Origin of the sequence: Nocardioides sp. NBC_00163 (assembly GCF_045206295.1) — a bacterium.
Taxonomy (GTDB): Bacteria; Actinomycetota; Actinomycetes; order Propionibacteriales; family Nocardioidaceae; genus Nocardioides.
In genome coordinates, this window is the sequence record NZ_CP108155.1 from 5,966,304 (window position 1) to 5,986,591 (window position 20,288).

Annotated in this window: 18 protein-coding genes; 13 read left to right on the forward strand and 5 right to left on the reverse strand. The window is 69.9% G+C overall.

The window, feature by feature from the left end:
- The first annotated feature begins 53 nt into the window (after positions 1–53).
- The 8 genes from OG801_RS28490 (at position 54) to OG801_RS28525 (ending at position 8,054) form a co-directional block, all read left to right on the forward strand.
- The gene (locus tag OG801_RS28490; RefSeq protein WP_406032534.1) at positions 54–1,622 is read left to right on the forward strand and encodes an ABC transporter substrate-binding protein; all 1,569 of its coding nucleotides are present in this window, start codon (positions 54–56) and stop codon (positions 1,620–1,622) included.
- On the forward strand, positions 1,619–2,671 hold the full coding sequence (locus tag OG801_RS28495) for an ABC transporter permease (protein ID WP_406032536.1): 1,053 nt from the start codon (positions 1,619–1,621) through the stop codon (positions 2,669–2,671). The genes OG801_RS28490 and OG801_RS28495 overlap by 4 nt, the downstream gene beginning before the upstream one ends.
- Positions 2,668–3,537 (forward strand): ABC transporter permease, encoded by an 870-nt coding sequence (locus OG801_RS28500; RefSeq protein ID WP_406032538.1) that lies wholly within the window; start codon positions 2,668–2,670, stop codon positions 3,535–3,537. The genes OG801_RS28495 and OG801_RS28500 overlap by 4 nt, the downstream gene beginning before the upstream one ends.
- On the forward strand, positions 3,524–4,573 hold the full coding sequence (locus tag OG801_RS28505; RefSeq protein ID WP_406032540.1) for an ABC transporter ATP-binding protein: 1,050 nt from the start codon (positions 3,524–3,526) through the stop codon (positions 4,571–4,573). The genes OG801_RS28500 and OG801_RS28505 overlap by 14 nt, the downstream gene beginning before the upstream one ends.
- Positions 4,570–5,571, forward strand: a complete 1,002-nt coding sequence (locus OG801_RS28510; RefSeq protein ID WP_406032542.1) for an ABC transporter ATP-binding protein — start codon at positions 4,570–4,572, stop codon at positions 5,569–5,571. Before OG801_RS28505 ends, OG801_RS28510 begins: the two co-directional genes overlap by 4 nt.
- Before the next feature lie 67 nt (positions 5,572–5,638).
- Complete coding sequence (locus OG801_RS28515) at positions 5,639–6,763, forward strand: LLM class flavin-dependent oxidoreductase (RefSeq protein WP_406032544.1); 1,125 nt, start codon at positions 5,639–5,641, stop codon at positions 6,761–6,763.
- A gap of 45 nt (positions 6,764–6,808) precedes the next feature.
- Positions 6,809–7,534, forward strand: coding sequence for an alpha/beta hydrolase (locus tag OG801_RS28520; protein ID WP_406032546.1), 726 nt, complete (start codon positions 6,809–6,811; stop codon positions 7,532–7,534).
- Positions 7,535–7,544: 10 nt separating this feature from the next.
- The gene (locus tag OG801_RS28525) at positions 7,545–8,054 is read left to right on the forward strand and encodes a flavin reductase family protein (protein WP_355017292.1); all 510 of its coding nucleotides are present in this window, start codon (positions 7,545–7,547) and stop codon (positions 8,052–8,054) included.
- Positions 8,055–8,069: 15 nt separating this feature from the next.
- On the opposite strand, the gene OG801_RS28530 is transcribed toward OG801_RS28525, so the two are convergent.
- From OG801_RS28530 to OG801_RS28550, 5 genes are all read right to left on the reverse strand, one after another.
- On the reverse strand, positions 8,070–10,064 hold the full coding sequence (locus OG801_RS28530) for a HelD family protein (RefSeq protein WP_406032548.1): 1,995 nt from the start codon (positions 10,062–10,064) through the stop codon (positions 8,070–8,072).
- A 96-nt stretch (positions 10,065–10,160) separates the two neighbouring features.
- Complete coding sequence (locus OG801_RS28535) at positions 10,161–11,537, reverse strand: glutamate decarboxylase (RefSeq protein WP_406032550.1); 1,377 nt, start codon at positions 11,535–11,537, stop codon at positions 10,161–10,163.
- Positions 11,534–12,208, reverse strand: a complete 675-nt coding sequence (locus tag OG801_RS28540) for a hypothetical protein (RefSeq protein WP_406032552.1) — start codon at positions 12,206–12,208, stop codon at positions 11,534–11,536. The genes OG801_RS28535 and OG801_RS28540 overlap by 4 nt, the downstream gene beginning before the upstream one ends.
- A gap of 114 nt (positions 12,209–12,322) precedes the next feature.
- On the reverse strand, positions 12,323–13,945 hold the full coding sequence (locus OG801_RS28545) for a LuxR C-terminal-related transcriptional regulator (RefSeq protein WP_406032554.1): 1,623 nt from the start codon (positions 13,943–13,945) through the stop codon (positions 12,323–12,325).
- 32 nt (positions 13,946–13,977) lie between these two features.
- Complete coding sequence (locus OG801_RS28550; protein ID WP_406032556.1) at positions 13,978–15,078, reverse strand: flavin-containing monooxygenase; 1,101 nt, start codon at positions 15,076–15,078, stop codon at positions 13,978–13,980.
- A 144-nt stretch (positions 15,079–15,222) separates the two neighbouring features.
- Between OG801_RS28550 and OG801_RS28555 the strand changes: the two genes are divergently transcribed.
- The 5 genes from OG801_RS28555 to OG801_RS28575 all read left to right on the forward strand — a co-directional run bounded on the left by OG801_RS28555 (position 15,223) and on the right by OG801_RS28575 (position 20,150).
- Positions 15,223–15,369, forward strand: coding sequence for a hypothetical protein (locus OG801_RS28555; protein ID WP_355225610.1), 147 nt, complete (start codon positions 15,223–15,225; stop codon positions 15,367–15,369).
- On the forward strand, positions 15,353–16,447 hold the full coding sequence (locus OG801_RS28560; RefSeq protein WP_406032558.1) for a threonine aldolase family protein: 1,095 nt from the start codon (positions 15,353–15,355) through the stop codon (positions 16,445–16,447). The genes OG801_RS28555 and OG801_RS28560 overlap by 17 nt, the downstream gene beginning before the upstream one ends.
- Before the next feature lie 85 nt (positions 16,448–16,532).
- On the forward strand, positions 16,533–19,094 hold the full coding sequence (locus OG801_RS28565) for a LuxR C-terminal-related transcriptional regulator (RefSeq protein WP_406032559.1): 2,562 nt from the start codon (positions 16,533–16,535) through the stop codon (positions 19,092–19,094).
- 133 nt (positions 19,095–19,227) lie between these two features.
- Positions 19,228–19,926: a hypothetical protein gene (locus tag OG801_RS28570; protein ID WP_355017301.1), complete on the forward strand. Its 699-nt coding sequence runs from the start codon at positions 19,228–19,230 to the stop codon at positions 19,924–19,926.
- Complete coding sequence (locus tag OG801_RS28575) at positions 19,923–20,150, forward strand: hypothetical protein (protein ID WP_355017302.1); 228 nt, start codon at positions 19,923–19,925, stop codon at positions 20,148–20,150. Before OG801_RS28570 ends, OG801_RS28575 begins: the two co-directional genes overlap by 4 nt.
- Positions 20,151–20,288 lie beyond the last annotated feature (138 nt).

Here is a 20,288-nt window from a genome sequence, read left to right on the forward strand (position 1 = left end):
CCGACCCATACCCACCTCACCGCCAGAGACGACACAGGAAGACCGATCACTCCATGGCCAACAAGGCACCCGCGCCCACGCGCAAGCTCTCGACCACGTCATCCACGCCGACCCTGAGCCGGCGAAGCCTGCTCGGCCTCACCCTCGGCGCCGCGGCCGTGTTCGCCCTGGAGGCCTGCGGCTCCGAGACCGGGGCCAGTACGTCCGCTGGACGGATCACCTGGGCCTGGCAGCTGCCCACCACCTGGGACCCGGTGACCTCCTCGGCCGGCTCCGACGTCCAGATGCTGGCGCTCGTCTACGAGGCCATCACCGGCCTCGACGAGAAGGGCAACCCGGTGCCGTGGCTGGCCGAGAAGTGGACGTACAACCCCCAGGGCACGCAGGTGACCTTCACCCTCAAGAAGGGGTTGAGGTTCAGCGACGACACCCCGCTGGACGCCGCGGCGGTGGTCAAGTCCATCGAGCGCGGCCGGACCGCCGACGGCTCCCTGATCGCGCCCCAGATGGTCGGGATCACGAAGGTGACCGCCTCCGGCGACCTCGACGTCGTGCTCGAACTGGCCGAGGTCGACTACCAGATCCCGGCCCTGTTCGCGGGCAAGACGGGCATGGTCGTCAACCCGGCTGCCTTCGAGAAGGACGCCGCCTCCCTGGCCACGAAGCCGGCTGGCTCGGGTCCGTTCAGCCTGACCACGTACGTCCAGAACGACCGCGCGGAGCTGGTGAAGAACGCCCACTTCCAGCTCGCCGACGAGATCAAGGTCGACGAGTTCCACCTCTACCCCCAACCCGATCCGGCCACCGCGGTCGCGTCGGTCCAGTCCGGCCAGTACAACGTCGCCCGCATCTCCGGCGCCCAGGTCGAACAGGCCAGGCAGGCAGGCCTCGAGGTTCAGATCCTCGACTCGATGTTCGTCTCGTGCCTCGACGTACACGCCGGGAAGAAGCCCTTCGACGACCCGGCGGTCGTCGAGGCCCTCAAGCTCGGCATCGACCGGGAGAAGATCAAGAAGGTCGCCAACTTCGACGTCGGCGAGGTCAACTACCAGCCCTTCCCGAAGGGGTACGTCGGCTACAACCCCGAGCTCGAGGGGGTCTACGAGTACAACCCGGAGAAGGCGAAGCAGGTCCTCGCGGACGCCGGCCACACCGGCCCGGTCACGGGCGAGTTCACCAGCAGCGGCCAGGCCGCGGCCGCCGTCGAGCTGATCCAGGCCCAGCTCAAGGAGATCGGGATCGAGCTCACGATCAAGTCGATCCCGCAGACCCAGCACACCCAGCTCGTCTACATCGAGCACTCCCAGGCGCTCACCTACGACGGTTTCGCGGGCCGCGAGTCGCCGGTGCAGGCCTTCCAGGTCCTCTTCGGCAAGGAGGGTCTGATGAATCCCAACCGCGCCACCGACTCCGCCCTGGAGGCCCAGCTCAAGAAGGTCCGGGCCACCCCGACCGACGACCCCGCCTACCCCTCGGTCCTGCAGGAGGCGACGAAGATCGCGATCACCAGCTTCCCCAACACCTTCCTCTACAACGCGCCGCGGATCATCGCCCGCAAGAACGCCTCCGCGCTGCCCGCTTCGCCGAGCCTGCAGCGCTTCGAGGGGGTGACGACCTCGTGAGCGTGGCCCAAGCCACCTCTTCCACGGCCACGTACGCCGACTCGCCCACGGACGCGGCGGCACGACCGACGGTCGGTGCCGTCGGCGGCTGGGTCCGCCGGATCCTCAACCTCGTCGCGATCACCGCGGCCGTGCTGTTGCTGGCCTCGGTCATCACCTTCGCGCTCGGGGCGATGGCGAAGACCAACCCGGCCGCGGCGGTGCTCGGCGAGACCGCGACCGAGGCCGACCTCGCTCGGCTCGATCACCAGTTCGGTCTCGACCGGCCGCTGGTGGTCCAGTACGCCGACTGGCTCGGCTCCGCGCTGCAGGGCGACCTCGGGGTCTCCTGGTTCACGACCGTCCCGGTCGCCGACAGCATCGCCCAGGCGCTGCCGGTCGACCTCTCCATCGCCCTGCTCGCCGTCGTGCTGGCGATCCTCATCGGCGGAGCGGCCGGGATCGGCGCGGCGCTGAGCAACGGGGGAGTCTTCGACCGGGCGGTCACCGTCGTCTGCTCTCTGCTCGGCACGCTGCCGCCGTTCGTGATCGGGATGGCGCTGATCGTGGTCTTCGCGGTCAAGGCCAAGCTGCTTCCCGCCGGCGGATACGTACCGATCGGGGAGAACCCGGCCGAGTGGCTCCGCTTCGCGATCCTGCCCTCTTTGGCGCTGAGCCTCGACGTGGCCGCCTCGATCGCTCGGCAGCTGCGCACCTCGCTGATCGGGGCGCTGCGGGAGAACTACGCGATCGGCGCCCAGATGCGCGGCTTCGGTCGCCGGCGGGTCCTGTTCGGCCACGTCCTGCGCAACGCCGCGGCCCCCACGCTCGCCGTCATCGGCCTGGCGATCCCGCTCGTGATCGGCGGTGCGGTCATGACCGAGAAGCTCTTCGGCCTGCCCGGCATCGCCCAGCTCGCCCTGCAGTCCTCGGAGAAGGGGGACGTACCCGTGGTCCTCGGCACCCTGCTGGTCACCGCGGTCGTCGTCGTCATCGCGAGCCTGGTGGTCAACGTCGCCCAGGCCGCACTCGACCCGGCCGCCCGCGGCACGAGGGGCGGGACGCGATGAGAACGCTCAAGGCCCTGTGGGTCCAGCCCGCCAGCCGCTTTGCCTTCGCGGTCCTGACCGTGATCGCCTTCCTGGTCGTCTTCGGCGGCGCCCTGGCGCCGTACGACCCGCTGCGGCAATTCAGTGACGAGGTGCTCCAGGCCCCGTCCGGGAAGCACCTGCTCGGCACCGACTACGTCGGACGCGACGTCCTGTCGCGGCTCATGGCCGGCACCCGCCTCTCGGTGGTCGGTGCCCTGGAGGCGGTCGCGATCGCGGCTGTCCTCGGCGTCCCGTCCGGGCTGGCCTCGGCATGGATGGGCAGGGTCGGGGAGTGGGTCTCGCTGCGGATCGCCGACACCCTGATGATCCTGCCGTTCACCGTCTTCGCCATCGCCGTGGCCGGCACCATCGGCAACGGGCTGCAGCAGGCGATGGTCGCTGTCGGCGTCCTGATCAGCCCGATGTTCTTCCGGGTCACCCGGGCGGCGGCCCTCGGCCTTCGCCGGACGCAGTACGTCGAGGCCGCCGAGCTGATGGGCGCGAGCCAGTGGTGGACGCTGCGCAAGCACATCTGGAGCAAGGTGCTTCCCAACGTCGCCGTCGCCGCCGCGCACGCCACCGGCGCCAGCCTGCTGGTCGTGGCCTCGCTCTCGTTCCTCGGGATCGGCGTCCAGCCGCCGGCCCCGACCTGGGGTGGGATGCTCTCAGCCGACCTCGGCTACCTCGCCCAGCAGAGCTGGGCGCCGATCTTCCCGGCGCTCCTGATGATGGCGACCGTCGGCTCCCTCAACATCCTGGCCGACGGCATCCGTGACGCCGGCACCCAGCGCCGCCGCCCGTCCCGGGCACGTTCGCGGAAGGAGACCGTCGATGTCGCAGCCTGAGTTCGACACGTACGCCACCAGCCCCCGCACCCTCACCGTCGAGGACCTGCAGGTCAGCGTCGGAGACCACCTCGTCGCCGTGAACGGCGTCTCCTTCCAGATCCGCCGCGGCGAGGCCGTCGGCCTGGTCGGCGAGTCCGGCAGCGGCAAGACCCTCACCTGCCGCGCCGTCCTCGGGCTGCTGCCCGAGACCGGTGAGGTCGACGCCGGCACCATCACCCTCGGCGAGGGAGCCACCGCCGTCGACCTCACCGGCGCCGCACGCCCCACCTGGGACCGTGTCCGCGGCGCCCGCATCGGCGCCGTCTTCCAGGATCCCGGCTCCTATCTCAACCCCAGCATCAGCGTCGGCCGCCAGCTCGTCGAGCAGCTCCGTGTCCGCGGCGGACTCGGTAGGACCGAGGCCCGCGAACGTGCCGTCGAGCTCTTCGGCGAGGTCGGCCTCCACGACCCCGCAGGCGTCTTCCACCACTATCCCCACCAGCTCTCGGGCGGGATGCTCCAGCGCGTGCTGATCGCCATCGCCGTAGCCTGCGATCCCGAGCTGCTCATCGCCGACGAGGCCACCACCGCTCTCGACGCCGTCATCCAGGCCGAGATCCTCGAGCTCATCGCCCGGCTTCGCCGCGACCACGAGCTCTCCCTGCTGCTGGTCACCCACGACCTCGCGGTCGTCGCCGAGACCTGTGACCGGATCCTGGTCATGTACGGCGGGGAGATCGTCGAGTCGGGTCCGACCGAGCAGGTGCTCACCGACCCTCGCCATCCTTATACCCGGGCCCTGCTGTCGGTGGCCACCATCGGGGACTGGTCCCGTCGCACCCTCGAGGTCATCCCCGGCCAGCCACCGGCGGCGGGGGCGCAGATGCCGGGTTGCCGGTTCGCCCCGCGCTGCCGGTACGCAGCCCAGGCGTGCCTCGGTGGGCAGGTTCCGCTGACCGAGATCGGGACCGGGCGCAGTGCTCGCTGCGTACGTCTGGACGAGCTGGTCACCGACGCCTCTCCCATCCCGGATCGAATCGAGGCCTCCGCATGAGTACGCCGCTGCTGAGCATCACCGACCTCTCGGTCACCTACGCGCCTCCGCACCAGGGCACGCACCTCGGCACCGGTGCCGCGCTGCGAGACGTCAGCCTCGAGGTCCGCCCCGGCGAGATCCTCGGCATCGTCGGCGAGACCGGATCGGGCAAGACGACCCTCGCCCGCGCCACCGTCGGCCTGGTCGCGCCGGCAACCGGGTCGATCGTCTTCGACGGCGCCGACATCGGCGGGCTGACGGGGGCTGCGCAGCGCCGGTTCCGCCGCAGCGGCCAGGTCCAGCTCGTCTTCCAGGACCCGCTGCGTTCTCTCGACCCCGACCTGACCGTCAACCAGATCGTCTCGGAGCCGCTGGCAGTGGGTGGCGTGCCCCGGAGCCGGCAGCGCGCCCGGGTCGAGGAGGCCATCGGGCTCGTCGGTCTCGACCCGGCCGCCATCGGCGACCGGCTCCCGCGCCAGCTCTCCGGCGGTCAGCGGCAACGGATCGCGCTCGCCCGTGCCATCGTCACCCGCCCCAAGCTGCTCTTCTGCGACGAACCGGTCAGCGCCCTGGACGTCTCCAACCGCAACCTCGTCCTCAGCCTGCTGGACCGGCTACGCCGCGAGCTCGGCCTCGCCGTCGTGATCATCGCCCACGACCTGTCCTCCCTGGCCGGGATCGCCGACCGGATCGCCGTCTTCTACCGCAGCCGGCTCGTCGAGACCGGCCCCGTCGAGGAGGTCCTGACCCGCCCGGCGCATCCCTACACCGGGCTCCTCACCGCCTCCGCGCCCTCGGTCGGTCACGAGGACCGGCTCCGTCCGGCCGACATCCGGCCCGCGCCGGACGCCGATCCCTTCCCCGACGGACCCGGGGCCTGCGTGTTCGCCACCCGGTGCCGGTTCGCCCACGACGCCTGCCGGCAGCAGCCGTCCACCTTGCCGCTGCCCGGTGCCGCCGAGCGGAGCGCCGCCTGCCACATCGCCGCCACCTGGCTCGCCAGGGAACCGGCTTGAGCCGTCCCACCAACAACTCATCGTCAGCGACCTTCCGGCACTCCGCCGGCAGACGAAAGGACCGAGCATGACCTACGACAACGTCGAGATCCTCGGCATGATCGGCACCGCCGACGCCTCCGAGATCCGTCCGTCCGACGGCACCGTCATCGACCCCGACTACACCGCCCGCTTCGCCCAGGCGCACGAGGACGGCGGCTTCGACCGCGTCCTGATCGGCTATGGCTCCGGCTGGTCCGAGGGCACCCAGGTGGCCGCGTACGCCGCCGCCCGCACCGAGCGGCTCGGCCTGCTCATCGCGCACCGGCCCGGAGTCGTGCACCCGACCCTGGCCTCGCGGACCTTCACCACGCTCGACCAGTTCTCCAACGGCCGGGTCGCGCTCAACATCGTCACCGGCAGCAGCGACGTCGAGCAGCGACGCGAGGGCGACTTCGTCCCCCACGACGAGAGGTACGCCCGTACCGACGAGTACCTCCAGATCCTCCGGGCCGCCTGGGACACCAAGGGCCCGCGTGACTACGAGGGCACCTACTACCGCTTCGAGGGATTCACGCCCCAGGTCTTCCCCTACGCGGACCGCCACCTGGAGCTCTTCTTCGGCGGCAGCTCCTCGGCGGCGTACGTCGTCGGAGCCAAGCACGCGGACACGTACATGCTCTGGGGTGAGCCGTTGAAGCAGACCGGCGATCAGATCGCCACCATCACCGAGAAGGCCGCCGAGGCCGGCCGTACGCAGCGCCCCAGGGTCTCGGTCTCCTTCCGGCCGATCCTCGGCAAGACCGATGAGGCCGCCTGGGAGCGCGCCCACAGCATCCTCGACACGGTCAACGGCGAGGTCGGCGCCCAGTTCAAGCAGAAGGTCAACAAGCTGCACCCGCAGGGGGCCGCCCCGGAGAACGCCGGCTCGCAGCGGTTGCTCGCCGTCGCGGAGACCGGTGACCTCCACGACCGCTGCCTGTGGACCCCGACCACCAAGGCCGTCGGTGGAGGCGGCAACTCCACCGCCCTGGTCGGGTCACCGGAGACCGTGGCCGCCGCGATCCTCGACTACGTCGAGATCGGCGTGAACACCGTACTCATCCGTGGCTACGACCCGCTCCAGGACGCCATCGACTACGGCCGCGACCTGCTCCCGCTGGTCCGCCAGGAGCTCGCCCACCGCGCCGCCCGGACTCGCGTCGCGATCTGAGCCTTCTTCGGGCGCAGGATCCACTTCCTCCGACAGGAGCAACACATGACCATCGTCACCCAGACCACCATCCCCACCGCCTGGGACGAGCCGCCCGGGGGCACCCCGCGTGGCACCCTGATCGTCCTGACCGGACGCGGGGAGACCGCGGCGACCTACCAGCGCTTCGGCAGACGACTCTCCGCCGACGCCTACAAGGTGCGGCTCGTCGAGACCGACCTGAGCGACCTGGGCGCGGCACGCGCCGAGATCGAACGACACCTGGCCGACGCGTCGCTGCCGGCGCCCAAGGTGCTGGTCGGCAGCGATGCGGGAGCCACCCTGGCCGCGACAGTGATCAACGACGTCACCGCGGACGCCGCCGTCATCGCCGGGATCGCGCTGCCTGAGTCGGCCACCATCGACGGCTGGGGGGACGAGGTCGAGGCCCGCAGCGCCTGCCCGGTCCACCGCAAGGTGATCGGGGAGGACGACGGCTTCGGCAGGGGAGCGCTGAGCGCGAACCTTCCTGGCGAGTGGTCCGACCTGAGCCTCCCGGTCCCCGAGAAGCCTGTGCTGGTCGTGCACGGCGACGCCGACCCGGTCACCCCGGCCGAGCAGGTGATCAAGGCGTACGCGGAGGCCCCCGCCGTCCACCGCCGGCTCGTCGCCGGTGGGCGCCACGACATCCTCAACGACCTCTCCCACCGCTCCGTCGCGGCCACGATCGTCACCTTCCTCGAGTCGCTCAAGCTCGGCAGCGACCTCCCTGCCATCGTCTACAAGGCGTAGGAGACTCCCGATGACCGTCTCGCCCCTGCCCACCAACCAGGACCTCGACCCCGCCGCCTTGCGCAAGGCGTTCGGCATCTTCCCGACCGGGGTGGTCGCCGTGGCCGCGCAGGTGGACGGTCGGCCGACCGGCCTGGCTGCCTCCTCCTTCACGAGCGTGAGCCTCGATCCACCACTGGTCTCGTTCTCGGTCGCCGCGACATCGAAGACGTGGCCCGATCTACGCCGGGCCTCGCATCTGGGCGTCACCGTGCTGGCCGAGCACCAGGGCGACGCCTGCCGCCGGCTGGCGGGACCGGTCGAGCATCGCTTCGACGGCGCCGCGTACACCGTGACCGAGGATGGCGCCGTCGCACTGGATGACGGGCTGGCCCTCTTCGACTGCACGATCTACCGCGAGGTAGAGGCGGGAGACCACATCATCGTGCTGCTTCGACTGCACGCGGTGGCTCACCCCGACGCCGGCAGCCCGCTGATCTTCCACCGCAGCGGTTTCGGGAGGCTCGCCGACACGGCGTGAACCGCTGCTTCGCGATCAAGAGTGCAGCTGCAGGCTGAGGAGGCGTTTGGTCGCGCGCGTCTGGGCGACGTAGAGGTCGCGCGGACCGGCGTCACCGGCGGCTCGTACGCCCGCAGGGTCGACGATGATCACGGTGTCGAACTCCAGCCCACGAGCCTCGGGGGCGGCGACGATGGTGGCGCCGACTCTGTGCACCTCGGCCTCCAGAGCCTGCGAGCGCTCGGTGGTGGCGATGACTCCGATCAACTCGCCCGGGTGCTCGTCGGCGATCTCGTTGATCAGGGTGCTCAGCGTGGAGCGGAGGGTCTCCTCGGTCACTTCGAGGATGCGTGGCTGCTCTCCGTGACGGATGGATCTGGAGAGCTGCTGATCCGGGGCGATCTCGGCCAGCAGCGGTTCGGTGGCAAGCAGGATCTCGGTCGTCGTACGGTAGTTGACCGTCAGTCTGTGGTGAGCGAACCGCTCGCCGACGAACGGCTTCAGGGCCTCGTCCCAGGTCCGAAGGGTGGTCGAGGGGCCCGCCTGGGCAAGATCGCCGACGACCGTCATCGACCGGTTCGGGCAGCGGCGCATCAGCGCGCGCCACTGCATCTCGGAGAGCTGCTGGGCCTCGTCCACCACGATGTGGCCGTAGATCGACTCCGGTGCGCCGTCGACGAGGGCGCGAGCCTCGTCCAGGAGAGCGAGGTCTGAGTCGCTCCACCCATCGCTGCGGCCGACGCCGAGATTGTTCAGGAGGTCGCGGACGAGATCGTCGGCGACGAGTCGAGGCCAGACCCGGGTGATCGCTCGATCGATGGACGGGTCGCCGAGGAGATCGTCGCGGATGCTGTCCCAGTCGATGTCCAGATCATCCGAGGAGGGATCGTTGCCCGTGAAGCGGTCGAGATCGATGCCCAGATGCGCTTCCAGCTCCTCCTCGAAGTCGGAGATCTCCTTCGCGGTACGCCGCTCCAGCTCGTTGACCAGGTCGTCGACGACGTACTCGGTGAAGAGCTCGCGAGCGCGGTTGTGCCCGATGTCCTCCTGCAGCGCCTGGCGCCGGGCGGCGTCGACCACGGCCGGCTCGAGTCTCACCGTGTCATGGGTCGTCTTCAGCTCCAGCGGTACGCCGTGGGGCTGGTGCTGCCGCACCAACCGAGCGAGGCCGTCGGCGAGCGCCACGCGGCCCTTGGCCCTCGCGATGTGGTCCGGCTCGGTCCGCGTCGCCTCCACGCCCACCAGATCGGGCATGGTCGCCAGCCGTACGTCGTTCTCGCCGAGCGAGGGCAGCACCTCGGAGATGTAGGTGAGGAACCGTCGGTTCGGCCCGAAGACGAGCACACCTTGGTCGGCGATCGACGCAAACGCGTACAGCACGTAGGCCGCGCGGTGCAGGGCGACGATGGTCTTGCCGGTGCCGGGACCGCCGTCGACCACCATGACACCGCGATGGGGAGACCGTACGATCTCGTCCTGCTCGGCCTGAAGGGTCGCCGCGGCCTCGTGCATCCGCCCGGTCCGCGCCGTGCTCAAGGCCGACACGAGCGGGCCGTCCCCGACGAGGTCCACGGCCGTCGGCGAGGTGCCGTCGAGGATCTCGTCGTTGATGTCGACAACGCTGCGGCCGTCGAGGCGTAGGTGCCGGCGCCTGCGTACGCCCATCGGCGACGCCATCGTCGCCGCGTAGAACGGGCGCGCAGCCTCGGCCCGCCAGTCGATCAGCAGCGGGTTGCCGCCCTCTGTGCGCAGCCCGATCCGACCGATGTGCAAAGACTCGCCCTGATTCGAGCGGTCGATTCGCCCGAAGCACAGCGAGTGCTCGGCCGCCTGCAGCTGTCGGATGCTCTCGGTGAGCCGCTCGACCTCGAGGTCCCTGGCATACCGCTCGCTCGCCCCATCGACAGGCGCCGCAACCGCCCGCTCCTGTGCTGCCCGTCTCGCCATCACCTCGCTGTGAAGAAGCGCGTACATCGCGTCGACCGACCGCTGCTCCTCCTCGACCTGACCGACCCTGCGCTGCTCGCCCACGTACCCCGCCTTCCGTTTCCGGGGGTCAACTATGAGTGGCAGTCTGGGTAAAGACAACGTTGATCTTTTGCCGGATCCGTGGCCTCCGACCGAGTTTCAGTACCCGGTCCCTCGCTTGACCTGCGCCCGCTCGGACGGATGGGCGCCACCCTTCTCGTCCAGGGTCGCGCAGGCGTCGGCGATGTCGCGGGTGAGCCGCTCGACCTGCTCGCGACTCATCGTCTCCTTGACCAGCGCGCGCATGATCTTCACGTTCTCCGCGTTGGGCGGCAGCGTGTACGCCGGCACCATCCAACCGCGCTCGGCCGAGAGCTGCCAGGCGATGTCGGACTCGTCGTACGTCGTGCGGTCGCCGGTGAGCCGGAACGCCACGAGCGGGAGCTGCTCGAGGTCGTCGCCGATCACCTCGAACCGGCCGCTGTCGCGGAGGTTCTTCGCCAGCGCCTTGGCGTTCTGCTGCATCTGCTTCATCACGTACGTGTAGCCGTCGCGGCCCAGCCGGACGAAGTTGTAGTACTGCGCCAGCACCATCGCCGCACCCGTCGAGAAGTTCAGGGTGAACGTCGCGTCGGTCTTGCCGAGGTAGTTCTCGTAGAACACCAGTTCCTCGGCGAGGTCGGACTTCTCGCGGAACACCAGCCAGCCGATCCCGGGGTAGACGAGCCCGTACTTGTGTCCGGAGACGTTGATCGAGCGGACCTGCTCGAGGCGGAAGTCCCAGGGGGAGTCGGGGTAGAGGAACGGCCATACGAAGCCACCGCTGGCCGCGTCGACGTGCAGCGGGATGTCCAGGCCCTTGTCCTTCTTGACGTCGAGCAGCAGCTGGTTGATCCCGACGATGTCGTCCATGTGCCCGGTGAACGTCGTGCCCAGGACGCCCACCACGCCGATGGTGTTCTCGTCGAGGTGGGGCGCCACGTCGTCGGGGCCGATGGTGTACCTCTTCTCCTCGAGCGGGACGATCCGCGGCTCGACGTCGAAGTACCGGCAGAACTTCTCCCATACGACGTGGACGTCGCCGCCGAACACGAGGTTGGGCCGGTCCACCGAGGCGTTCGCGGCCTGCCGGCGCTGCTTCCACTTCCACTTCAAGGACAGGGCGCCGAGCATGATCGCCTCGGACGAGCCCTGAGTACGACAGCCGGTCGTCTCGCCGGGGGCGTGGTAGAGGTCGGCGAGCATCCGTACGCAGCGCTGCTCGATCTCGGCGGAGATGGGGTACTCCGCGTGGTCGATGAAGTTGCGGTGCAGGTTCTCCGCGATGATCCGCTGCGCCTCCGGCTCCATCCACGTGGTCACGAACGTCGCGAGGTTGCGTTGCGGGTCACCTTCCATGACCAGGTCCTCGCCGATCAGGCGCATCGCTTCGACGGGGCGCATTCCGGTCTCGGGGAAGGCAGTCGACGGGGCCGCCTCGGTCAGGAACCGGTTGCCGTAGAGCCCCTCGGCCTCTGTGTCGCTGAGTCGTGTCATTGCTGAACCACCGTTCTTGTAGGAGTGGGTGTGTCGAATGCCTGGATGACCCCGCCGACCGCGAAGCACGCTGCTCCGGCGAACGTCCCCCAGTTGACGAGCCCGGTATCGATCGCGCTCGAGGTCGCCGGGCGGGTGAAGGCGGCGATGCCGGCGAGGAAGAAGAGGACCGACCCGAGCTGGTTGACCGCGACGACCCACCAGCCGACCAGGTGGGTCAGCACCCGAACGTGCCCCGCGCCCACGTCGAGCATCGCCAGGTGACCGGAGACCAGGAAGCAGACGCAGCCGGTCATGTCGGGGAGCCAGATCCAGCCGTCGGACTGGCGCGGCGTCAGGCCTGCGGCGAAGGCGGCGACCAGGCTGACGGCGAAGAACAGCGTCCCCACGAACAGCACGAACGCACTCAGCCAGCTTCGCAGGCGCAGCCTGAAGCTCCACCAGCGCATGCGCTCATCGGTGTCGGAGTTGTCGGCGAGCAGGATCGAGACGTAGCCACCGAGCGTGAAGAAGCCGCCCCCGACCAGGTACGTGACGTTGACGACGGGCAAGCTGACGACCGCGAGCTGGGCGAATGCCGCCCCCAGGGCGAACAACGAGCCACCGAGTACGAAGGCGACGGCAGCGACGAGGTTGAGCCGGGTCGACCGACGCGTCAGTGCCTGGTGCATGGCGGTGCCCGCCCTCCCTCTCCCTCGCACCGCCATCCTCGACGGGTCAGGTCGTGGCGTCCTCATCCGGTCCGGGTGAAATCCATCTGCACCAGCTGCCGGAAAACGCTGTGCTCAGACCACGCCGTGCTCGAAGGCGAAGGCCGTGGCGGCGGTGCGCGAACGGACGTCGAGCTTGGTGAAGATGTTGGAAAGATGACGGGCGACAGTCTTCTCGCTGAGGACCAGGTCGGCGGCGATCTGGGCGTTGCTGCGACCGGAAGCGACCAGGCGGAGGACCTCGGCCTCCCGGGCGGTGAGGCCGCCTGGCAGGGACGCGGGGGCGAGCAGACTGTCGGCCTCGTCGGCGGCAGGCCGGGCACCGATCTGGCGGAAGACCGTACGCGCCGCCTCGAGCTCGCGCCGAGAGGACTCGGTGTCGCCGACGCCGGCCAGTGCGCGCCCGGTCAGCAGCCGCGCCTGGCTCCGCTCGTAGGTGGCCTCGGCCCGCGCCCACAGCTGCTGGGCCTTGCGCAGGTAAGGGAGGGCGCCGGCGGGGTCTCCCGCGGCGAGCTCGACCGCGCCGTGCGCGTGCGCGGCGGCGGCCTCGAGCCAGACGCAGCCGAAGTGTCCGGCGAGCCCGTCCAGCTCGTCCGCGACCTGTCGGGCCCGGTCGGCCTCGCCGGCACCGAGCAGCACCTCGACGGCGGCCGGCAGGAGCCGGCATCGCTGCACGGGACCATCGGTCTCCACCAGCAGCCGCTCGACGGCGGCGAGCGCCGCCGCGCCCTGGCCGCGAGCCGACCAGAGCAGCGCGAGGCCGGGCTGCGGGTCGAACCCTCGGTCGGCCGAGCGCTCGTAGGCGGCGTCCGCCTCGGTGTAATCGCCGCGCAGCCGGAGCACCTCGCCGGCCTCGTACGCCGCGAGCCCGGCCGCATCCGGTGCGTTGACCTCCTGGTAGCGGCGGGTCGCGTGCTCGAACTCCTCCAGGGCCTGCTGCCACTCGCCGTGGAGCCGAAGCAGCTGGCCACGGTGGACCGCGCACTGGCCGGTGAACGTCAGCAGCCCGGGTTGGGCGGCGCACCAGCGTTCGAGGGCCGCGGTCCACTCCGCCACCCGGCCGAAGTCGCTGATCTCCTGGCAGCCCTCGATCGCGGTGCAGTAGACGTGCCCGGCCACCACAGGGGAGGCCTCGCCCGCGATCACCCGGATCATGGACTCGTCGAGCAGGGCGAGGCCCTCGGCGACCCGGCCGGAGTAGAGCGCCATCCGGCCCTGGGAGCAGAGCCCCAGCGCGGTGAGGTCGGGTTCGTCGTAGCGCCGGCCGCGCTCGGCGACCTTGTCGGCGAACCCGCCCGCCGTGGCGAAGTCGCCGGCGCTCAGCGCCCGGAACATCCGCAGGAAGTCGACCCAGCCGAGCTCGACACCGTCGTCGAGGTCGGCGACCAGGTTCTCCGCCCGTGAGGTCCAGCCGCGCGCCAGGGCACTCTCCCCGTGCACGTGGGCGGTCATCGTGATCCGGAAGGCGCAGCGAACCGAGCGGCCGAGGTCGGCGGCGTCCTGGCTCCTGCGGAAGGCCCGGTGCAGGGCGGTGACCGTGTCGTCGTGGTGTCCGGTCAGCTCGGCGGCGACGGCAAAGTCCTCGAGCTCCTCGGCCGAGAGCACCTCCGGGTCGGCTCCCGACCAGGCTGCGTACGCCGCGCCCCAGTCACCGCGGACGAAGTCGGCGCGGGCGCTCTCCAGCAGGACGTCGGCCACGGCAGGCACCTCCACTGGAGAGCGTACTCGGATCAGGCGGCCAGCGAGTGGCGTGCGGCCTGCCGCATCCGGGCCGTGACCCGGTCGGCGACCAGGGCCGCGTCGCGGCCGGCGCCCGCGAGGAGCATCGAGCTGAAGGCGTACTGGAAGCTGAGGCCGCAGAAGAACAGCCCCTCGGCCTCCGCCACCACACCGCGCATCTCTCGCGGCCAGCCGTCCTCGTCGAGGACCGGCAGGTGGATCCAGTCGAAGGCCTGCCGGAAGCCGGTGGCCCACACGACGTTGGCGACCTCGCGCGGAGCACCGTCGACCACGGGCAGCCCGTCGCGGACCTCCTCGACCCTCGAGGTGACCCGCTCGACGCCTCGGTCGGCCAGGTCCGAGCGCTTCACCCGCAGCATCGGCCCCCCGTGACGCCGGACCTCGGGCATCTCCTTGCGGCCGATCGGCGTACGTCGGGTGATGATGTGCCGCCACGCGAAGAGCAGCACGGGGAAGATCACGTGCATGACCGGCGAGTCCAGGCGCGGCGGGATCTCGCCGCAGTCTCGGCCGGCCAGGATCGTCGGTCGGGACTCGGCGACCTCGAAGGCGATGTCGCAGCCGGAGTGGCTGGCGCCGACGACGAGCACCGGGCCCTCGCGCAGCTGCCCAGGGCGGCGGTACTCGCTGGAGTGGAGCTGCAGGATCGACGGGTCGAGCTGCTCCGAGATGGCCGGGACGTTCGGCGTGCGGCCGAAGGAGCCGGTCGCCACCACGACGTTGTCGCAGGTCCAGGTGCCCCGGTCCGTCGTCACCCGGAAGCCGTCACCGTCCCGCTCGAGCCCGCTGACTCGGGTCTCGAGCCGCACCGGCAGCTCGAAGGTGCGGACGTACGTCTCCAGGTAGTCGGCGACGTCGTCCTTTCCGGGGAACGACCACCTCTTCGCCGGGAACCCCATGCCCGGCAGGGAGTCGTACTTGGCAGGGGAGTAGAGCCGGAGCGAGTCCCACTGGCGCCGCCAGTTGTCGCCGACCCGCGCGTTCGCGTCGATGATCACGAACGGGCGACCGCGGCGTCGCAGGTGGTAGCCGGTCGCCAGGCCCGCCTGGCCCGCGCCGATGATGATCGTCTCGATGTGTGTGGTGTCCATGCTGATGACGCTAGGTCCGCACCTCGCCGCTCCGCGTCGGTCGTACGGCGCATTCGCCTGCGGTGGGTAATGGGTCGAACTACCCATGGGCGCAGCTGCCTCGATTCCGAGCATGTAGCGCCGAGTTGGGGCGATACTCGAGAGATGACGAACCAGCCCCCGGAAGACTTCAGCAAGCTCCCGCCGTCGGTGCCGCTGGAGGAGACGATCGCCTACCAGCTCGAGGACGTGATCCCGCGCGGCCCCGAAGGTGGCGGAGAGGCGGTCGACGGCGGTGGGGACGGCGACTGAGCAGCCTTTGGAGCAGCGGCTGCGGGCGGCGATGATCGCCTGCCGCGAGAGCGTGTTCCCGGCGTACGCGAGCCCGGCGGAGGTGTTCGACGGGCTGGCCGAGGCGTGCCGGGAGCTGGGGATCGAGGAGTGGGACGTCTATGCCGAGCGGGGGCCGGTGGCGCGGCTGGAGGCGGAGGTCGGCGAGCTGCTCGGGAAGCCGGCGGCGTTCTTCCCTTCGGGGGTGATGGCGCAGCAGGTGGCGCTGCGGATCCACGCGGACAACGCGGGCAACCGGCGGGTCGCGATGCCCGACCTCTCGCACCTGCTCGTCCACGAGGACGACGGCCCGAGGATCCTTCAGGACCTGCTGATCGAACACCTCACCACGGGGCGTACGACTCCGACGAAGGCTCACCTGGACGCGATCCCGGGGCCGCTGGCTGCGTGTCTGGTCGAGATCCCGTTGCGCGACGCGGGCTGCCTGCTGCCGACCTTCGACGAGCTCGCGGAGCTGGCCGAAGGGTGCCGTGAGCGCGGGATCGCCTTCCATCTCGACGGCGCCCGGATCTGGGAGTCGCAGCAGTGGTTCGGCAAGCCGCTGGCGGACATCGCCGGGCTCGCGGACACCGTCTACACCAGCTTCTACAAGGGACTCGGCGGCCTCGCCGGCGCGGCGCTGCTGGGCGATGAGGACTTCGTCGCGCAGGCCCGGCTGTGGCGGCGCCGGATGGGTGGCACCCTCTACCGGTCCACCGCCGAGGCGGTCGCCGCGCTGGTCGGCATGCGGGACCGGCTCCCGCACATCGGCCAGTGCGTGATCTGGGGGAGGGCGTTGGCCGCCGCGCTTCCGGCGTACATCACCGTCCAGCCGCCCGTGCCGCACACCAACACCTTCCTGCTGTACGCAGCGGGCGACCCGGACCAGGTCAACACCCGTCTCCTCGCCGAGATGGAGGAGCAGTCGCTCGCGTTCAGCAGACCCTGGACGGCGGCCGAGGAGCCGGGTCGGATGGTGACCGAGATGACGGTCGGCCAGGGCGCCCTCGGCCTGGATCCCTCGACCGTCGCCGGCCACCTCGCCGCACTGCTGGACTGAGGGTGATGTTGCAGGTGCCACCCAAAGATGGCTAACACCGGGTGGTTCTGCATGGCCGGATCTGTGCCACCGACATGATCGGTGCATGGTGAGCCCGCTGATCGGCACCAAGATGCTCGTGCCGCCGTTGCGGCACGACCTGGTCACGCGTCCACGACTCACCCGGCTGCTGAACAAGGTGACCGAGTCCAGGCTGACGCTGCTGTCGGCGCCGGCCGGGTTCGGAAAGACCACACTGCTGACCCAGTGGCTCCAAGACTGGACCGCGGCGGGCGATGCGGACTTCGATCCGGAGAGACGGTGTGTGGCGTGGGTATCGCTGGATGCCTCCGACAGTGATCCGGCCTCGTTCTGGACCTACCTGATCACCGCTCTGAGCGCCGGTTCGTCGGTGGTGGGCGCTGAGCCGCTCGCTCTCCTGCAGTCCGGACGGTCGCAGATCGAGGCCGTACTCACCGCGCTGGTCAACGAGCTCGCCAGGCAACCGGGTCAGGTCGTGTTGGTGCTCGAGGACTATCACGCGGTCACCGATCGGGAGGTTCACGACAGCGTGGCCTTCTTCCTCGAGCACCTCCCACCTGATGCCCATCTCGTGATCGCTACCCGCGCCGACCCAGGCTTTCCGTTGGGGCGCCTGCGAGCGCGCGGCGACCTCGTCGAGATTCGCGCAGCAGACCTACGGTTCTCCACCGAGGAGACGATCGCGTACCTGACCAGCCCGTATCTGGCCGGCTCAGGTGTCGAGCTGTCCCGCGAGGACATCGCGACGCTGGGTGCCCGCACGGAAGGCTGGATCGCTGCCCTCCAGCTGGCGGCCCTGTCGCTACGCGGGCGCGACGACATCGCCGGCTTCATCGACGGGTTCTCAGGCAGCGACCGCTATGTCGTCGACTACCTGGCCGAGGAGGTCCTCGACCGGCAGCCCGAACAGGTCCGGGACTTCCTGCTCAGTACCTGTTTCCTGGACCGATTCACCGGCGACCTGTGCGACGCGGTCAGGGGCAGTCGCGGCGGCAACCACATGCTCGAGTCGCTCGCGCGCAGCAACCTGTTCCTGGTGCCCCTCGACGACCAACGCCGGTGGTACCGCTACCACCACCTGTTCGCTGATCTGCTGCGAGCGCGACTGGGCGACGCTGGCTCAGGGCATATGCCGATGCTGCACAGGCGAGCCAGTGACTGGTGCTCGGAACACGGTCTCCCCGAGGAGGCTGTCCGGTACGCGGTTGCCGGCGAGGACTTCGACCGCGCCGCCTACCTGATCGAGGAAGCAGTACCGCAGCTGCGGCGCACCCGGCAGGATCGGCTACTGCTGACGTGGATCAGAGCGCTGCCCGAACCGGTTGTTCGACGCAGCCCTGTCCTGTGCGTCCTCGCGGGCTGGGCAGCCATGACCGCCGGCGATCTCAAGGCGTTCGAGGACCTGCTGGATGCCGCCGAGGAAGCGTTGGCGGCCGGCAAGGCCGATGAACGGCTCGCGAGCACCTGGGCGGAGACCGAGGACCTGCGTACGGCCCCTGCCATGGTTGCGGTCTACCGCGCCGCTCTTGCTCAGGCCCGCGGCGACATCGAGGGCACGGCGGACAATGCCCGTCATGCGCTGGCGCTGGCTGGGCCGGAGGACCATTTCGTACGGGGCGCCGGCGCGGGCTTTCTCGGCCTGTCGGCCTGGGCCGCAGGCGACATCGCCTCCGCACTGGCTAGGTACGGCGAGGCTGTCCGCGCACTCCACGCGGCAGGGAATCACGTCGATGAGCTCGATGGCACGATCGTGCTGGCCGACCTGTGGGTCACCGCGGGCAGGCCCTCCAAGGCCCGCCGGCTGTGCGAGCAGTCGTTGGCCACGGCCAGCGGGAGCGAGCACCCGCACCAGCGCGCCGCCGCTGACCTGCACGTTGCGCTCAGCGAGCTCGACCTGGAGATCGGTGACCTCACCAGCGCCGAGGAACACCTCGAGACGGCGCGGATGCTGGCCGAGTCGGCTTCGATCACCGAGAACAGGCACCGGTGGTTCATCGCCGCCGCCCACCTCCGGGCCGCGCGCGGGGACCACGACACGGCGATGAGCCTGCTCGACCGCGCCGAAGAGCTGTACCGGCCCGGGTTCTACCCGAACATCCGCCCGATCGCCGCGATCAGGGCCCGGATCCAGATCGCCGCGGGGGACCTGGACGCGGCTGCTGCGTGGGCGGATGCGCACGAGGTCGCGATGGGTGACGAACCGAGCTACCTGCGCGAATATGAGCACCTGACGTTGGCGCGTCTCGTGCTCGCTGAGAATGGGGAACGCGTAGAACACGGCGGTTCGGAGGTCCTGCGGGACTGGCTGGGTCGGTTGCAAGCAGCGGCAACCGAGTCTGGGCGGAGGCACAGCGTGCTGGAGATCGGGGCGCTGCAGGCTCTTGCTCTCCCGGCCACACCCGGCACGTCCCCGGGCCACGCAGGAGTCTCTACGGCGTCGTTGAGCCGGCGCGAGCTCCAGGTACTTCGGATGCTCGAGAGCGAGCTCACGGGCCCGGAGATCGCCCGGGAGCTGTACGTCACGCTCAACACGTTGCGAACCCACACCAAGCGCATCTACATCAAGCTCGACGTCACCACCCGAGCAGACGCCGTGAAACGCGGGCGCGAACGCGGACTGCTCTGACCGCAGGACGCTGGATCGAAGACGTGTCACACCGTCTGTCACATCGTGTGGGGACGCCAGGTCCCATCATCGGTTCCTAGGTTCGGATCATCTCGCGGCACCTGTCGCGAACCGATCAGAACAGGAATCGGACATGATCATCACCCCAACCGTCCTCATCCGGATCTCCGCAGGCGCGGCTGTCGCCGCCGGCGTCACGTTCATCGGCGTGCAGCTCGGCCACCCTCACTCCGATGTCGTAGCGGTCACGACCACCGAATGGGCCGTCCGCAACGTGTTCAAGGTGCTGATGGCGATCTTGGCCCTGGCCGGCATCACTGGCATGTACCTGCGGCAGGTCAGAGAGATCGGGCTGCTCGGCCTGATCGGGTACGGCGTCTTCGCGCTCGGCTACCTCACCATCATGGCGGGCGCCTTCGTCAGTGCCGTCGTGCTGCCCACCATCGCCGCAACCGACCCGGCCTATGTCAACGACGTTCTCGCCGCAGCCACCAACGGAGCCGCCACCGGCGACATCGGGCTGATGCAGACCGCGCTCAACATCTCCGGCGCCACCTTCCTGGGCGGCGGACTCATCTTCGGGATCGCCCTCTACCGGACACGCGTTCTGGCCCGGTGGGCAGCCGTCCTCCTCGCCGTCGCCAGCCTCCTGACCGCCTCGCTCGCCTTTCTGCCCGACGCGTTCTACCGGTTCCTGGCCTTCCCCAACGCCATCGCCATGATCGCTCTCGGGTATTCCCTCTGGCTCACCACGCGCGTCCGGACCGCGATTCCCACGACTCTGCCGGCAGGTGCCGATGAAGAGGTCTCCACCGTTGCCGACCGGCGATGAGCCGGCCCGGCGAGCCCGTCTGCTACCAGCTCCGGGTCGCGGGTCACCTCGATGAGCACTGGTCGGTCTGGTTCGACGCGATGAGCCTCGTCCACGAAGCCGACGGCACGACCTCCCTGTGCGGTTCGGTGGCCGACCAATCCGCTCTGTACGGACTGCTCGCCAAGGTGCGTGATCTCGGCGCCACCTTGATCTCGGTGGAGGTCGTCGACACAACCCCCTGAGCTCCAGGTCGGTAGAAGGCGCTGACGCACAGAGCACGGGTACGTGGGTCCTCACCCGTCTGGGGTGAGGACCCACGCCTGTGCTGTTCCTAGGCTCGGCACACCGTGGAGACGGAGAGTCGAACGTGGCCACCGTTT

What these genes read in the sequence shown, in the direction of transcription:
- OG801_RS28490 (WP_406032534.1), top strand. Translation starts at nt 54, where the DNA reads ATGGCCAACAAGGCACCCGCGCCCACGCGCAAGCTCTCGACCACGTCA.
- OG801_RS28500 (WP_406032538.1), top strand. Translation starts at nt 2,668, where the DNA reads ATGAGAACGCTCAAGGCCCTGTGGGTCCAGCCCGCCAGCCGCTTTGCC.
- OG801_RS28505 (WP_406032540.1), top strand. Translation starts at nt 3,524, where the DNA reads ATGTCGCAGCCTGAGTTCGACACGTACGCCACCAGCCCCCGCACCCTC.
- OG801_RS28510 (WP_406032542.1), top strand. Translation starts at nt 4,570, where the DNA reads ATGAGTACGCCGCTGCTGAGCATCACCGACCTCTCGGTCACCTACGCG.
- OG801_RS28515 (WP_406032544.1), top strand. Translation starts at nt 5,639, where the DNA reads ATGACCTACGACAACGTCGAGATCCTCGGCATGATCGGCACCGCCGAC.
- OG801_RS28520 (WP_406032546.1), top strand. Translation starts at nt 6,809, where the DNA reads ATGACCATCGTCACCCAGACCACCATCCCCACCGCCTGGGACGAGCCG.
- OG801_RS28525 (WP_355017292.1), top strand. Translation starts at nt 7,545, where the DNA reads ATGACCGTCTCGCCCCTGCCCACCAACCAGGACCTCGACCCCGCCGCC.
- OG801_RS28535 (WP_406032550.1), bottom strand. Translation starts at nt 11,537, where the DNA reads ATGACACGACTCAGCGACACAGAGGCCGAGGGGCTCTACGGCAACCGG.
- OG801_RS28540 (WP_406032552.1), bottom strand. Translation starts at nt 12,208, where the DNA reads ATGCACCAGGCACTGACGCGTCGGTCGACCCGGCTCAACCTCGTCGCT.
- OG801_RS28550 (WP_406032556.1), bottom strand. Translation starts at nt 15,078, where the DNA reads ATGGACACCACACACATCGAGACGATCATCATCGGCGCGGGCCAGGCG.
- OG801_RS28555 (WP_355225610.1), top strand. Translation starts at nt 15,223, where the DNA reads ATGACGAACCAGCCCCCGGAAGACTTCAGCAAGCTCCCGCCGTCGGTG.
- OG801_RS28565 (WP_406032559.1), top strand. Translation starts at nt 16,533, where the DNA reads ATGGTGAGCCCGCTGATCGGCACCAAGATGCTCGTGCCGCCGTTGCGG.
- OG801_RS28570 (WP_355017301.1), top strand. Translation starts at nt 19,228, where the DNA reads ATGATCATCACCCCAACCGTCCTCATCCGGATCTCCGCAGGCGCGGCT.
- OG801_RS28575 (WP_355017302.1), top strand. Translation starts at nt 19,923, where the DNA reads ATGAGCCGGCCCGGCGAGCCCGTCTGCTACCAGCTCCGGGTCGCGGGT.